This window comes from Streptomyces sp. NPDC052773 (assembly GCF_044547145.1).
In the GTDB taxonomy this organism is placed as follows: Bacteria; Actinomycetota; Actinomycetes; order Streptomycetales; family Streptomycetaceae; genus Streptomyces.
In genome coordinates this window covers 38,870-53,365 of sequence record NZ_JBITZX010000011.1, presented here as the reverse complement: position 1 = coordinate 53,365, position 14,496 = coordinate 38,870, and the positions used below count along the sequence as shown (strand labels likewise).

Here is a 14,496-nt window from a genome sequence, read left to right as displayed (position 1 = left end):
CGGTTGACGTGCCGTCCGGACACCTGTTCCACTTGGCCCATGCATTCGCAGCAGTGGCTGGTCACGCGCTCCCACATCGACTTCGGTCGCGTGTGGTCCTCTTCCTGTTGAGCCGACCCCGCTGCCTGCCTTCTTTCTCTTCCTTCCTCGCCTTCACACGGGCACCCCTCCCCTCAGCAGCTCAACACCCGTCACAGGGGCAGCAGCAATCACAGCTGGGGCAGTCGCAGTTCTGACAGCAGCCCTCGCGCTTCTTACGGGACCACGGCCCCTCGTACTCCTCGGCACAGCACATCTTGCAGGTGCAGCACAGCAGCCAGAACATCCCGCAACCGGCCCAGAACCCGCGCCGTCCCTTGGGCGGCTGGGGCGCGGGCCCGCCCCCGAATCCGCCGAAGTCACCACCACCGCCGTGCCCTCCACCGTGGGCTCCTCCGCCGTACGCCCCTCCCCCGGCGTACGGGTTCTGCGGCCCGCCCTGCTGCGGCGGCGTGCCGTAGGGCCCCGCCTGGTAGGGCTGGTGCGGCTGCCCGTACGGACCGGGCTGCTGCGGCTGTCCGTACGGCCCCGGCTGGTGCGTCGCGCACACGGGCACCGTGCCGAACGCCCGGTCCACCGAGCGCCGCAGTTCGTGCACGAGGAGCAGATGGGCCAGCCGCCCGTCGGTGAACTCCACCTCGCGCAGCGCGAGCCGGATCCCGTGCAGGGCGTCGTCGGCGAGCCGCCGGGCCTCGGTGAGCGAGGTGCCGGTGGCGGTGAGCGGGTTCCAGGCACCCGACGCGGCGTCAGCCTGCCGGTCCTCCACGGCGTCCAGCAGATGCGCGAGCCGTCCGAAGAGGCGTCCGGCCTCGGCCAGCGACGCGGCGTTGCCGGGGCGACCGGCGAGGACCGCGGTGTGCGCGAAGGCGGCGGCGGTCGCCGTCTCGGTGGGTTCGGTGACGGCGAGGATCGGGGTGCCGGGCCCGGCCAGCGCCTCGATGCCGAGCTGCCGGTCGACGGCGTCGACGAGTACGGCGGTGTCGAAGCCGACGGCCGTACCGGTGCGGGCGCCCGCGCGTCCCCAGCTGCCGGCGACCCGGCGGGCGGCGAGCGCCACCGGGCGGCGGGCCAGCAGCCCGTCGCCGTCGGCGACATGGTCGCGGACCTTCGCGGAGGCGAGCACCAGGGAGACGGCCGCGGCGAGCCGGGCGCCCTCACCCTGCGCGACCGACGCGGTGCGCATGCCGCGCAGCGGGCACGGTCCGGCGGTACGCCGCCACCGGCCGCCCTCGCGCTCGCCCTGAGCCTCCGTCAGAACCGAGATGAGCAACCCGTCGTAGTTGGTCACCACCCGGGAGAACTGGCCGTGATCGGAGCGCAGCGCCAGACACAGGCCGCACAAATGCGCCATCCATTCGGCCTTGAGGCGTTCTCCGAGACGATGGCCGCAAGGCCTGACGATTCCGAACACAACACTTCCCCCGTGGTCCGTACGACGCGGATTCGGCCGCATCGTATCGGCCACTTCGTTCACCCGTACGCACCGCCCGTCACCCGTACGCCGCGAAGAATCATATTTCACTCACAGTCAGCAGCCGCATACCTCAAGACCCTTGGGGTATCCGGCCTCTCGACGGATTGGCTGTGCACCAGTACCGTCACAAACCCCCCGCGCGGCGTCTATCCACTTGGCGCGACATCCGCATCATGGACGACCATGGGGATGCGGAAAGCACGAAAGACCGCTGTGAGAGGAGGCGTCCATGGGATCGGTGCGCAAGGCGAGTGCGTGGCTCGGCCTCGTCGACGACAACGATGACGAGCGCTACTACGACGACGAGACTTACGAGGGAAACGAGTCCGGGGACGCCTGGGTCACGGACCCGCGGGTGAAGGTGGCCTCGGAGACGGCCGAGGAAAAGGGCCGCCGGATCGGCACGGTGACCCCGGACAGCTTCCGGGACGCGCGGGCCATCGGCGAGCTGTTCCGGGACGGCGTCCCGGTGATCATGAATCTGACGGCGATGGAGCCGGCCGACGCCAAGCGCGTCGTCGACTTCGCCGCGGGGCTCATCTTCGGGCTGCGCGGTTCGATCGAGCGGGTGTCGACCCGGGTGTTCCTGCTGACCCCCGCCCACACGGAGATCGTGAACGGCGACCCGGCCGCGCACCGCGCGGACGGCTTCTTCAACCAGAGCTGAGGCAGGGCCGATCCCCGGCCCCGCCTCCGCTCCCCCGGCGGCTTACCGGAAGGCGTCCAGTCCGGTGAGCGCCTTGCCCAGCACGAGCTGGTGCATCTCGACGGTGCCCTCGTAGGTGAGCACCGATTCCAGGTTGGTCGCGTGCCGCATCACGGGATATTCGAGGGAGATCCCGTTGGCACCGAGGATCGTGCGGGCCGTACGGCAGATGTCGATGGCCTCGCGGACGTTGTTGAGTTTGCCGAAGCTGACCTGCTCGGGACGCAGGCGGCCGGCGTCCATCCGCCGCCCCAGATGGTGGGCGAGCAGAATCCCCTTGTGCAGTTCGACCGCCATGTCGGCGAGCTTGGCCTGGGTGAGCTGGAAACCCCCGAGGGGGCGCCCGAACTGCTCCCGGGACTTCGCGTAGTCGACGGCGGTCTCGAAACAGGTGCGCGCGGCGCCCATCGCTCCCCACACGATGCCGTAGCGGGCGTGCGAGAGGCAGCTGAGCGGGCCGCGCAGTCCGGTCACCCCGGGCAGCACGGCGTCGGCGGGCAGCCGTACGTCGTCCAGGACCAGTTCGCTGGTGACGCTGGCGCGCAGCGACCACTTGTGCTTGATCTCGGGCGCCGAGAAGCCGGGGGTGTCCGTGGGAACGGCGAATCCGCGGATGCCCTCGTCGGTCTGCGCCCAGACCACGGCGACCCCGGCGACGGACCCGTTGGTGATCCACATCTTGCGGCCGTTGAGCACCCAGTCGGTGCCGTCCTTCTTGGCGTACGTCCGCATGGAGGCGGGGTCGGAGCCGTGGTCGGGCTCGGTGAGGCCGAAGCAGCCGATGACCTCGCCGGACGCCATCCGCGGCAGCCAGGCCTGCTTCTGCTCCTCGCTGCCGAAGCGGTGGATCGCGTACATGGCGAGCGAGCCCTGCACCGAGACCAGGGAGCGGATGCCGGAGTCGGCGGCCTCCAGCTCCAGGCAGGCGAGCCCGTACTGCACCGCGCTCGCACCCGCGCAGCCGTATCCCTCGAGGGACATGCCGAGCGCGCCGATGGATCCGAGTTCCCGGGCCAGCTCGCGGATCTGCGGCAGCTCGCCCTTCTCGTACCACTCGGCGACATACGGCAGCACCCGGTCCGCCGCCCAGCCGCGCACGGTGTCGCGCACCGCCAGGTCTTCGGGTTCGAGGAGGTCGTCGAGGCCCAGCGGGTCGGCGGGGTCGAACGGCGGCAGCTTGGCGGACGTGGACACGGGCACCCTCCGGCGGCTCGGGAGCAGCGGCGCCAGTTGTTAACTAGCACCGCTAGTCTCGTATTCAGGGCGACGCTACGACGCAGTCTCCCGTACGTCCAGCGTCAGCCGCTCAGGCGGACACCCTGGACTCGGCCACCTCGCGCGGCGCGGGCACCTCGACCTTGGCGCCCTCCGGCTCGCAGTGCATCGCCCGCGGCAGTCGCAGCGCCATCACCGCGCCGAGCAGCAGCAGCCCCGCGCTGACCAGCAGCGTCACATGGAGTCCGTGCACGAAGCAGTCCCGGGCGGCGCTGCGCAGCGCCTCGCCGGTCGCGCCGCCGAGCCGGTCCGCCACGTCGTAGGCCTCGCCGAGGGAGTGGCTCGCCGACGTCGCGGCCGGCGCGGGCACTCCGGGCACCGCGCTGATGCCGGGCGCGTAGGCCGCGTTCATCACCGTGCCGAGCAGCGCGATGCCGATGCCCGCGCCCAGCTGGTAGGAGGTCTCGCCGATCGCGGCGGCCCCGCCGGCCTGCTCCTGCGGGGCCTCGCTGAGCATCGACTCGTACGCCCCGAAGAGGGTGGTCTCCAGGCCGAAGCCGAGCAGCACGAACCCGGAGAGCATCAGGGTGGCGTTGTCCTCCCGGCCCATCGCGGTCAGCAGCACCACCGCGCCCGCCGTCAGACAGAACCCGAACACCACCATCCGGCGCGGCCCGAAGCGGCGCAGCATCCGCGCCCCGAACAGGCCGGCGGCCATCGCCGCTATGGTCAGCGGCAGCAGCCGCAGCCCGGTCTCCAGCGGGGACAGCCCCAGCACCAGCTGGAGGTACTGCGCCGCGATCAGCTCCAGGCCGACCAGGGCGAGCATCGCGAGCACGATGCAGCCGACGGAGGTGCTGAACGCCGGGCGGGCGAACATCTTCAGGTCGACCAGCGGATACGCCCGCCGCCGCTGGCGCCGCACGAACAGCACCAGCAGCACCGCGCCCACCAGCAGCGGCACCACCGTGGCCGGGCCCAGGCCCTCGCCGCCGCCCAGCCGCTTCACGCCGAGCACGGCGCCGAACAGTCCGGCCGCCGCCATCAGGGCGCCGACGACGTCCCACGGGCCCTTGCCGTCGCCCTTGGACTCCGGCAGCAGCATCCGTCCCACGGGCAGACTGACCAGCATCAACGGGATGTTGACGAGGAAGACCGAGCCCCACCAGAAGTGCTCCAGCAGGAAACCGCCGAGCAGCGGGCCGACGGCCGCGCCGACCGCGGCGACCGCGCTCCAGATACCGATGGCGAGCGCGCGTTCGCGCCGGTCGGGGAAGACCTGGCGCAGGATCGACAGCGTCGCGGGCATGATCATCGCGCCGCCGACGCCGAGCAGCGCCCGGGCGACGATCAGCACCTGGGCGTCGGGGGCGAAGGCGGCCAGCGCGGAGGCCACCCCGAAGAGGGCGTATCCGAGGAGCAGGACGCGTCTGCGGCCCACCCGGTCGCCGAGCGTGCCGAACAGGATCAGCAGCGAGGCGCAGACCAGCGGGTAGGTGTCGACGATCCAGAGCAGTTCTATCGCGCCGGGTTTGATGTCCTCGGTGACGGCGGGGACCGCCACGTGCAGCACGGTGGCGTCGACGGCGACCAGCAGCAGGCTGACGCAGAGGACGACGAGGACGACCCAGCGGTTGGCACCGGCCCCGGCCGCCCGACGGCGCAGCCCGACGGCAGCCGTGGTCGTCCCGGACATGTACGTACCTCCCAGATGTTCCCTCGCATCGGCGGGCTCGCGGGGTGGGGACTCCCCGCGACTCGGCCGGAGGAGCGGTGGTCTCCGGCCCGCGCAACGAACGGCGAGTGACACGTCAGCGTACGCGAGTCCACGCCGAGGTCGCGTGGCGGAACTCTCACCCGTCCGGCGGATCCGGTGTGGCGTACACCACTCCTCCCACCGGGGAGTACGCCCGGCCCGGCCGCCCGGTTCACCCGCCCGCCGATAATCGAGCCCGTGACCGATCTTGACGCGCGCCCCGCGCCCCCCGAGCGCTCCAGGCGCCTCACGCTGCCCGGGGCGGTTCCGGCCCTCCTCGGGTACGCGGCCGTCCGTGCCCTGGGTCTGCTCGTGCTGGCCCTGTGGAGCGCGGCGCGCGACAAGAGCGCGTACACCCTGCTCACCGCCCGCTGGGACTCCCTCTGGTACGCCAGGGTCGCCGAGGGCGGTTACGGCTACGAGGTCCGCATGGCGAACGGCGACCTCCACTCGGATCTCGCGTTCTTCCCGCTGCTGCCGTGGCTGGAGCGGCTGGGGCACGCGGTGACCCCGTTGTCGTACGCGGACGCCGGGTTCGCGGTCAGCGCTGTGGCCTCGCTCGCCGCGGCCTGGGGGATCTTCGCGGTCGCCGACCTGCTGTACGGGCGGCGGGCCGGGGTCTGCGCGGTGCTGCTGTGGGCGGTGCTGCCGGTCGGGATCGTGCAGTCGATGGCGTACAGCGAGTCCCTGTTCACCGCCCTCGCCGCGTGGTCTTTGTACGCGGTCCTCACCGGCCGCTGGCTCGCCGCGGGCGCCCTCGCGTCGCTTGCCGGGCTGACCCGGCCGGTGGGACTCGCGGTGGTCGCGGCGGTGTGGGCGGCGGGCGTGGCGTCGTTCGTACGGGAGTCCCGGGGCCGGAGGACGGCCGTGGGGGACTCCCGGGGCCCCGCGATTGGGCCATCCGCGCGGCAGCGGAGCGCGGCGCCCGCCCCCGGCGCGCACCCGGCTCCGTACGCCCCCCTTCCCGCCCACGACCCCGGCGGGGAGGGCGCACCCGGGTGGCGGCGCGCCCTCGGAATGCTGCTCGCGCCCCTGGGCACGGCCGGTTATGTGCTGTGGGTCGGCCACCGCACCGGCGACGGGCCGCTCGGCTATCTGGACGTACAGGCGGGCTGGCGCAACGGCTTCGACGGGGGTTACGCCTTCGCCCGGTTCGTCGCCGAGAAGTTCACGTCGTTTCCGTCGGCCCTGGCGGGGGTCGCCCTGACCGCCGGGGTGGCGCTGGTGATCCGGCTGTACGTCGTCTGTGTACGGCAGCGCCAGCCGCTCGCGCTGCTGGTGTACGCCGGGGCCGTCACCGCCCTCGCGCTGTGCGCGTCGAGCTACTTCGGCTCGAAACCGCGCCTGCTGCTGCCGGCCTTCCCGCTGCTGCTGCCGCTCGCGCTCGCCCTCGCCCGGCTGCGCGTGCGCCGGTCGGCGCTGGTCACGGCCGGGGTCGCGGTGGCGTCGGCGGTCTACGGGGCGTTCTGGCTGAACGGCTCGGGTCCGCCCTGACCGGCCCCGCCCGCCCGGTGAGCGCCCGGCGAATTCCGGCCCATGCGCCGGTGAACGAATTCATAAGCGCCCCAAAACCAGCCACCTTGGAATGATCAAAAGAATTGAAGGAACACGACCCGGGGATTGCGGAATGCCTGGAAATAAAGTCACTCCTGAGAGCAATCCCACATCACATCGTCATTACAAACCCGGTGATTCGGCCGGGAAGTCAGCTCACTCGCTGTAACGTCGATTGGGTGCGTACCGAACCAAGGCCGACCCGGCTCGACCGGATCTTCGCCCGACTGGACCGCGAACCACAGCGGCCGGTCCTCGACGTGCCGCGCATGACGCGGCACCGGGTGGTGCTCTTCGGCGCGACGCTCGCCTTCTACCTCACGATCGTCCTCGCCGTGGTGACCACCTCGTGGCTGGTCCGGCTGGACTGGCAGGCCATGCTGTTCCGGCCCTACCAGCAGTGGCCGGAGATCCACGCCTTCCTGGACTACTGGGTGGTCCTCGGCCAGCGCGGCCCGACCGCCGTGATGGTCGCGGCCTGGCTCGGCTGGCGCTGCTGGCGGCAGCACACCCTGCGCCCGCTGCTCGCCTTCGGCGCGGCCCTGCTGCTGCTGAACGTGACCGTGGGCGCCGTGAAGTACGGGCTGGGTCGCTCGGGGCCGCACTACGCGACCGAGGTCGGCTCCAACGAGATGTGGCACTGGTTCCAGGCCGGCAGCGACATATTTCCCTCTGGCCACACCGCCAACGCGGTGGTGACCTGGGGCATCCTCGCCTATCTGGCCTCCACCCCACGCGCCCGCCGCTGGCTGTCGGCGCTGTCGGCGGTGCTGTCGCTGAGCGTCGGCCTGACCACCGTCTACCTCGGTACGCACTGGCTGAGCGACGTGCTGCTGGGCTGGGCCGCGGGCCTGCTGGTGCTGCTCGCGCTGCCGTGGCTGGAGCCGAACATCGCGGGCGCCGAGGCGTGGCTGTTCACCCGGCGCGACCGGCTGCGGGCCCGCCGCGCCGGTGCGGTGCCGGTGCCCGAGCCCGCGCTGGTCACCCCGCTGCCGCCCGCCGAGGAGGAGCCGGTACCGGTGCGGGAGATCGTCCCGCCGACGCCCGCGCGCGCGTCCCGTACGTCGGCGCTGCTGGCCCCGGGCCCGCACACGGCCCGTTCGGAACGCACCCCGGTCACCCCGGCCGGCAGCCGCCGCCCGCCGCACACCGACCGCCTCACCCGCGGCGCGGCGACCCCGGCGGCGCGCCCGCTCACGGGCGGCTCAGCGAGCGTGTGAGCCAGGAGCGCGAGCGAGCCGCGTGAGTGAGCCGTACGCGTGAGGCGTGTGAGTGAGGCCCCGGTCACCGCGACCGGGGCCTCACTCATGCGCTCTCAGCCCTTCCAGGCGCGGCTCACACGGCCGTCCCTGACCTCGAAGTTCAGCCGTCCCACGCGGTACTCCATCGTGATGATCGCCCCCGGCGGCAGCGCGCGCACCGTCGACCACCCCCGTTCCCGGGCGCGCCGCTCGGCCGCGTCCGCGTCGAGGCCGACATAGGTGTCCGGACTGTCCTGGGGCTCTGCGGGGGGTTTCGGAATCGGTGCCATGCCGCCACGCTAGGCGCTGGGCGGCGGCCGAGGGAAGGGCGGGCCGGGCACCCTGGGTCACTGGTCCCCCTCCGGTCACACTTCTGTCACAGGATCACGACACGCGTTTCGGGCGCGATCCCTCACACGGACGAACGGTTCCGTACCTCTTCCGCAGGCATTCGAACGCAATTCCCGCGTGTCGGCGGGGCTTGTCGAATTGCCCGGCGGAAAGTGCCGTGAGGACCGTCCCCGGGCCGCTTTCCATTCCCATTCCGGAGCAGGCCACGAGGCCCCGCCGCCACACGGGAAATACACGGTTCCCACACAGAAGGCCCGTATGCGCCCTGTCGCGGTGCGCGACCGCGCGAGCATCATGGCGGGAGCTCGGCCGCCGGTGCGGCGCGAGCGGCTGCGGACCCGGGACGCGACGAGCGAAGGGGCGAGCGAAGCATGGGGACGGAGACCGTACCAGCGAGGGCACGACCCGCGCGGACGAAGGCGCACGGCCGGGTGATCGTCGACTGGCTGACCACCACCGACCACAAGAAGATCGGCCATCTCTATCTGATCACGTCGTTCGGCTTCTTCCTGGTCGCCGGGGCGATGGCGCTGGTGATGCGCGCGGAGCTGGCCCGGCCTGGGCTCCAGCTGGTCGGCAACAACGAGTTCAACCAGCTGTTCACGATGCACGGCACGATCATGCTGCTGCTGTTCGCGACCCCGACCTTCGCGGGCTTCGCCAACGAGCTGATGCCGCTGCAGATCGGTGCCCCGGACGTCGCCTTCCCGCGGCTCAACATGCTGTCGTACTGGCTGTTCCTGTTCGGCGGGCTGATCGTGCTCGGTTCGCTGCTGGTGCCGGACGGGCCGGCGGCCTTCGGCTGGTTCGCCTACGCGCCGCTGAACAGCTGGGAGCGCTCGCCCGGGGTGGGCCCCGACCTGTGGATCATGGGGCTGGCGCTGTCCGGCTTCGGCACGATCCTCGGCGCGGTCAACTTCATCACCACCATCATCGGGATGCGCGCCCCCGGCATGACGATGTTCCGGATGCCGATCTTCACCTGGAACACCCTGTTCACGTCGATCCTGATCCTGCTGGCGTTCCCGGTGCTGGCCGCCGCGCTGCTGTGTCTGGAGGCGGACCGGCGGTTCGGCTCGCACATCTTCGACGCGGCGAACGGCGGGGCGCTGCTGTGGCAGCACCTGTTCTGGTTCTTCGGGCATCCCGAGGTGTACATCATCGCGCTGCCGTTCTTCGGGATCGTCACGGAGATCATCCCGGTCTTCAGCCGCAAGCCGATCTTCGGTTACATGGCGCTGGTCGGCGCGACGATGGCGATCACCGGGCTGTCGGTGGTGGTGTGGGCGCACCACATGTTCGCGACCGGCGCGGTGCTGCTGCCGTTCTTCTCCTTCATGAGCTTCCTGATCGCGGTGCCGACCGGGGTGAAGTTCTTCAACTGGACCGGGACCATGCTCAAGGGCTCGCTGTCCTTCGAGACGCCGATGCTGTGGTCGGTGGGCTTCCTGGTGACGTTCCTGTTCGGCGGGCTGACGGGGGTGATCCTGGCCTCGCCCCCGATGGACTTCCACGTCACGGACACGTACTTCGTGGTCGCGCACTTCCACTACGTGGTGTTCGGCACGGTCGTCTTCGCGATCTTCGCCGGATTCTTCTTCTGGTGGCCCAAGTTCACCGGGAAGCTGCTCGACGAACGGCTCGGCAAGATCCAGTTCTGGACGCTCTTCGTCGGCTTCCACACCACGTTCCTGGTGCAGCACTGGCTGGGCGCGGAGGGCATGCCGCGCCGCTACCCGGACTATCTGGCCGCGGACGGCTTCACCGCCCTCAACACCGTCTCGACGATCGGCGCGTTCCTGCTGGGCCTGTCCACGCTGCCGTTCCTCTACAACGTCTGGAAGACCGCCAAGTACGGCGAGAAGGTCGGCGTCGACGACCCCTGGGGCTACGGCCGCTCCCTGGAGTGGGCGACCTCCTGCCCGCCGCCCCGGCACAACTTCACGGCGCTGCCCCGGATCCGCACCGACTCCCCGGCGTTCGACCTGCACCATCCGGAGTACGCGGCACCGGCACCCCACCACGGCGACCCGGCGCACGACACGAACATCCCCGGGCACCCTTGAGACGGCTCGGCCGGCGCCGCCGCTGCCGGTAGGCCGGCCTGGCGCCCGCCCTGCTCGCCGTGCACGGGCTGCGCCGGGGCCGTGCGGGGCGGGCACCGGCGGCGACGCGGGACCACGCGCCGGGCGCGCAGGCGGCGGGCGTGCCGGCGCCGTCCTTGAAGCTGCCGGCGTTCGTCGCGGGCCGCCGCCCTCGGCGGCTGCCTGCTCGGCATGGGCCTGCGCGCCTACGACCACTGCGCCTGCCCTGGTTCGCCGCCGCGGCCCTCTTGGCCGGCCTGGACGCGGCACCCACGGCGGCGCCGGAGCCGCCGTCATCGGCATCCTGAGCACCCTGACGGGCCGCTTCCCCGAGGGCCCGCAACACGCCTTCCACACCGCCCGCACCCGCCCGCGCGCCGCCAGGTCCCGCCTGACGCCGCTGGGGCGACCCGCACCCGCCGACGGCGCCGCACCCCCACAGCGGCCACCCGCACTCGACCACGAAACCGGCACGTGGTGCGGGTGGGAACCCCGACGCGGCCGGAGGCCGCGTGCCGTCCACTGTCCGGCCGGCACCCTGCGCCGGGTGGAGCCGGCCCGCGCCCTCGCGACCGGCCCGCGCGTGCTGCTGCTCGACAAGCCCGCGCAAGGGCTGTCACCGGCGGTGGCAGCGCGTACGTACGCGCTGCCGGCCGGGCTGGACGCGTGCGGGTTCCTCGCCGAGCGGCGGCTGCCGTCCGCGCCGCGTGGCCGGACGGTCGTCGTGTACGAGCCGCGCCACGGGGCGGTGGTGTTCAGCGGCGAGGCGGCCGAGCTGCGGGGTCGTTGAGCGGCGGGCCGAACACCGCGGGGGGCCGCTGCGCGTCCTGGGCGCGGGACGCGCCCTTCGGCAGGGCGATCAGCATGCCGATCTCCAGCCGGTGCGGACTGGCCCCGATGGTCGCCTTGTTGGCCTTGTACAGCGCCTGCCAGCCACCCGGCACGCGGTATCTGCGGGCGATCGAGGAGAGCGTGTCCCCGCGCTTGACGGTGTGCATCCGGCCCTGGAGCCCGTACCGCTTGGCGCAGACCGGCCAGGCCTCCCAGCCCTGCGCCGCGAGCACCTTCTGGGCGACGGCGATCTGCTGCTCGCGGGTGGCGAGGTCCGCGCGGCGGGCGTACTTCAGGCCGCCGTACGCCTCCCAGGTGGACTGCTGGAACTGCAGCCCCCCGTAGTAGCCGTTGCCGGTGTTGATGTGCCAGTCGCCGCCGCTCTCGCACTCGGCGACGCACCCCCAGGGCCACTGGTCCTTCGGGCACTCGTGCGCCACGCGGGCGGGGGGCGGGGATGCCGCGTGGGCGGCGGCGGGGGCGGTCCCGGCCAGCAGGGCCGCCGCGGCCAGGGCGAGCGTGATCGGCGTACGCAACATCGGCCCACGCTAAGCAGCGCCCCGGACGCCTCCGTCGTGCCGCGCCCCACGCGCGCGGGGGCCCCACCCGGTCGGCGGAAACCGGACGGAGCCCCCGGACGCGGCGTCGGACGGCGTCGCGGCCGCGCGGCGGCATGGACGCGGGGCGTCAGAGCCCTGGGGCGTCAGAGCCGCAGGCGCTGTCCCGGCGTGATCACATCGGGGTCCTGGCCGATGACGGCCTTGTTGGCGGCGTACAGCCGCTCCCACGTGGTCCCGTGCCGGGCGGCGATGGCGCTCAGCGTGTCGCCCTCGCGGACGGTGTAGTCGCCGCGGGACGCGCCGCGGTCGGTGTGGCCCGCCGGGCGCGCGGGTGTCTCGGCGGGCCGGGACGGGGCCGCCGGGGAGGCGGGCGCGGGCGCCTCGGGTGCGCTGCCGTACGCGCCGGCCCGCACCGAGCAGGTCGGCCAGGCGCCCCATCCCTGGGCGCGCTGGACCCTGGTGGCCACCGCGATCTGCTGGTCCCTGGTGGCGCGGTCGGCGGTCGGCGCGTAGCCGGTGCCGCCGTACGCGCGCCAGGTGTCGGCGGAGAACTGGAGTCCTCCGTAGTAGCCGTTGCCGGTGTTGATGTGCCAGTTGCCGCCGCTCTCGCACCGGGCGATGCGGTCCCACACTCCGCCGTCCGCCGCCCGGGCGGTGCCGGTCACGGCCAGCAGCCCGAGCGGGGCGAGCAGGGCCGCCCCGGCGAGAGCCGCCGTCGTACGGGTCTTACGGACGTTGTCGCGGGTGGTATCGGCACATTCGGACATGTAGATCCCTCTCGACGGACCCGGGGTCCCCCCGAACGGGGCCCGCTTCCCGCGCGGTCGCGGTCGGCGCGCTCCGTCCCGTCCGCCGGAGGCTGTGCTGCGAGCCGGCATGGTGCGACCGGCGAGGCCGGCGGACGTACCCGAGCGGTGCTCGTTGCACACGGCCGAGGAATGTAGGGACCGCTCCCGGCCCGGATCAACCAACGCGCCGTCCCCGCAGGCCAGTTCGACATTACCGCCGGTAGCGGCAACTTTCGGCCACCCCATTCATTCGCCGATTTCCGGATTTGTCGACCAGTCGAGCCGACGACCTGTGACCCACTTCACCGGCACAAGTGCCGCCCCGCCACCAGGAGTTGACGGTGAGTGTCCGATTCCGGTCCGGACGTGACCCTGCGCGTCGGATGGTTCGATTCCATTCGTCGTACAGCGTGACTCCCGCCACAGATCCCCCGTTGTCATCTTCATGAGCCCGGGACCGTCCCGGACCACCGGCCGGGAGCCACCCGGCCTCGCCACGCACCGCATCCCCAGGGAGCCACCCGTGCCGCGCATGCTCGACGTCAGCGACGAGGTACGCGCCGAGATCGGCGACGAAGAAGCCGACCGGCTGCTCGCCGGAGACAACACCCCGGGCAGTTACGACTGCACGTCCTGCCGCACCCCGGGCGACTCCGAGCGCGAGCGCACCAGCACCGTGCTGTTCATCGGCGACGAGACCGCCGTGCTCGCCTTCGCCCACGCCGCCTGCCTGCCCTCCCAGGTCGTCCAGGTCACCGAGGAACAGCTCCAGGGCGCCGTGAAGTCCATCCGCGGCGACACCGCCGGCCCGGAAGCCCAGAAGGTCACCCCCGAGCAGGCCGTGCTCGGGGTCACCAGCGGACTCGTCCTGATCGCCGGGGAGTTGCACCCGGCGCTGGTCGTCGAGCCGACCGGCCCCATCGTGCGGCCCGGCTCGACCGCCGTCGGCGACGACTTCCTGCCGCTGCTCATCGAGCAGGGGTTCATGCCGGTGACCGAGCTGACCGCGGTGCCGTCGGTGCTGCACGGCTGGTCGGTGCTGCTGGCCATGGGGCAGCTGCACGCGGTGCTCCAGCCGTCGGCGAACGGCGGCCAGCCCGTGGCCTGGTGGCAGGCCCACCAGCCGCTCCAGGTCACCGAGGGCTGGCGGGCCGCCGCGAACAAGCACCAGCAGGTGCTGATGTTCGCCGCCCCGGTGGGATCCATCGGGCGCCAGCCCCGGGAGGACCTGCTGCGGGAGGCGCTGGACAAGGCCGCGGCGGGCGGCAAGCTGGTCGCCGCCACGCTGCCGCTCGCCGGGACGTGAGTACGGAATCGCCGTAGCGGTGCGGGCTGCGTCGGCGGCTGCGGGGCGACCGTGGTCCGTCGCGCGGTTCCCCGCGCCCCTACAGGCCGGGACAGTCCCCCGCATCTTCTTGTGCACCGCAGTCGTTTGGACATACGTGCACGCATACGACGCTCCCCGCCGCCCGTCCTATCCTTCGGTCCCTCCCCCACCTCGGTCGGCTCAGGATCAGAACGGCCCATCGGCCACCCCGATCTACGACAAGCTCTACGCCGAGTACGTCAAGTCGTTCCGCACCCTGCCCGGTGACCGCAGCGGTGAGGAGAAGCTGGGGTTCACCGCCTTCGGGAGCATTCCGTACGGCGCGGGCTCGTTCGGCGGCTCGTACGGCGCCTACAGCGCGGGCGCACAGAGCGCCCGGCACGGCGGCGGGCAACAGCAGCAGCCACAGTGGCAGCGCGTCGGGCAGATCCCGGCGGCGCTGCCCCCGGGGCGGCGCTCCGGCCGCTGAACACGTCATGACGAGAGGGGGGGGGGCCGGCGGGGGGGGGCCCCCCGGGGGGGGAGGGCAAATGAGGTGTGCGGCGGGCTGGGCCCCCCCCCCCCGCGTGG

The 14,496-nt window shown here is 72.4% G+C and carries 13 protein-coding genes; 7 read left to right on the top strand and 6 right to left on the bottom strand.

Going from position 1 to position 14,496, the window contains the following annotated elements; translation table 11 throughout:
- Positions 1–181: 181 nt before the first annotated feature.
- On the bottom strand, positions 182–1,390 hold the full coding sequence (locus ACIG0D_RS23745) for a DUF5685 family protein (protein WP_399804236.1): 1,209 nt from the start codon (positions 1,388–1,390) through the stop codon (positions 182–184).
- 352 nt (positions 1,391–1,742) lie between these two features.
- Here ACIG0D_RS23745 and ACIG0D_RS23740 point away from each other — a divergent pair, with 352 nt between their 5' ends.
- Positions 1,743–2,180, top strand: coding sequence for a cell division protein SepF (locus ACIG0D_RS23740; RefSeq protein ID WP_399804234.1), 438 nt, complete (start codon positions 1,743–1,745; stop codon positions 2,178–2,180).
- 42 nt (positions 2,181–2,222) lie between these two features.
- Here the strand turns inward: ACIG0D_RS23740 and ACIG0D_RS23735 are convergent, their stop codons facing one another.
- Together ACIG0D_RS23735 and ACIG0D_RS23730 are read right to left on the bottom strand one after the other, a co-directional pair.
- Entirely contained in the window at positions 2,223–3,413 is a 1,191-nt protein-coding gene (locus tag ACIG0D_RS23735) for an acyl-CoA dehydrogenase family protein (protein WP_399804231.1), read from the bottom strand.
- A gap of 112 nt (positions 3,414–3,525) precedes the next feature.
- A complete protein-coding gene (locus tag ACIG0D_RS23730) occupies positions 3,526–5,130 on the bottom strand; it encodes an MFS transporter (RefSeq protein WP_399804229.1) in 1,605 nt (534 codons plus the stop codon).
- Between the two features lie 258 nt (positions 5,131–5,388).
- Between ACIG0D_RS23730 and ACIG0D_RS23725 the strand changes: the two genes are divergently transcribed.
- Together ACIG0D_RS23725 and ACIG0D_RS23720 are read left to right on the top strand one after the other, a co-directional pair.
- Positions 5,389–6,684, top strand: coding sequence for a glycosyltransferase family 39 protein (locus ACIG0D_RS23725; RefSeq protein ID WP_399804226.1), 1,296 nt, complete (start codon positions 5,389–5,391; stop codon positions 6,682–6,684).
- A gap of 239 nt (positions 6,685–6,923) precedes the next feature.
- Positions 6,924–7,964 (top strand): phosphatase PAP2 family protein, encoded by a 1,041-nt coding sequence (locus ACIG0D_RS23720; protein ID WP_399804223.1) that lies wholly within the window; start codon positions 6,924–6,926, stop codon positions 7,962–7,964.
- Between the two features lie 95 nt (positions 7,965–8,059).
- Here ACIG0D_RS23720 and ACIG0D_RS23715 read toward each other — a convergent pair whose 3' ends face one another.
- Complete coding sequence (locus ACIG0D_RS23715) at positions 8,060–8,275, bottom strand: I78 family peptidase inhibitor (RefSeq protein ID WP_365763968.1); 216 nt, start codon at positions 8,273–8,275, stop codon at positions 8,060–8,062.
- Positions 8,276–8,707: 432 nt separating this feature from the next.
- Between ACIG0D_RS23715 and ctaD the strand changes: the two genes are divergently transcribed.
- Together ctaD and ACIG0D_RS23705 are read left to right on the top strand one after the other, a co-directional pair.
- A complete protein-coding gene (gene ctaD, locus ACIG0D_RS23710) occupies positions 8,708–10,402 on the top strand; it encodes a cytochrome c oxidase subunit I (RefSeq protein WP_399804220.1) in 1,695 nt (564 codons plus the stop codon).
- A 565-nt stretch (positions 10,403–10,967) separates the two neighbouring features.
- A complete protein-coding gene (locus tag ACIG0D_RS23705; protein WP_399804218.1) occupies positions 10,968–11,210 on the top strand; it encodes a hypothetical protein in 243 nt (80 codons plus the stop codon).
- Here the strand turns inward: ACIG0D_RS23705 and ACIG0D_RS23700 are convergent.
- Together ACIG0D_RS23700 and ACIG0D_RS23695 are read right to left on the bottom strand one after the other, a co-directional pair.
- Entirely contained in the window at positions 11,176–11,790 is a 615-nt protein-coding gene (locus ACIG0D_RS23700; protein WP_399804216.1) for a transglycosylase family protein, read from the bottom strand. The two genes, ACIG0D_RS23705 and ACIG0D_RS23700, sit on opposite strands and share 35 nt — an antisense overlap.
- A gap of 164 nt (positions 11,791–11,954) precedes the next feature.
- Positions 11,955–12,578, bottom strand: coding sequence for a transglycosylase family protein (locus tag ACIG0D_RS23695; RefSeq protein WP_399804214.1), 624 nt, complete (start codon positions 12,576–12,578; stop codon positions 11,955–11,957).
- Between the two features lie 544 nt (positions 12,579–13,122).
- Between ACIG0D_RS23695 and ACIG0D_RS23690 the strand changes: the two genes are divergently transcribed.
- Together ACIG0D_RS23690 and ACIG0D_RS23685 are read left to right on the top strand one after the other, a co-directional pair.
- Positions 13,123–13,905 (top strand): hypothetical protein, encoded by a 783-nt coding sequence (locus ACIG0D_RS23690; protein ID WP_399804212.1) that lies wholly within the window; start codon positions 13,123–13,125, stop codon positions 13,903–13,905.
- Positions 13,906–14,041: 136 nt separating this feature from the next.
- Positions 14,042–14,395, top strand: coding sequence for a hypothetical protein (locus ACIG0D_RS23685; protein WP_399804209.1), 354 nt, complete (start codon positions 14,042–14,044; stop codon positions 14,393–14,395).
- Positions 14,396–14,496: the final 101 nt, after the last annotated feature.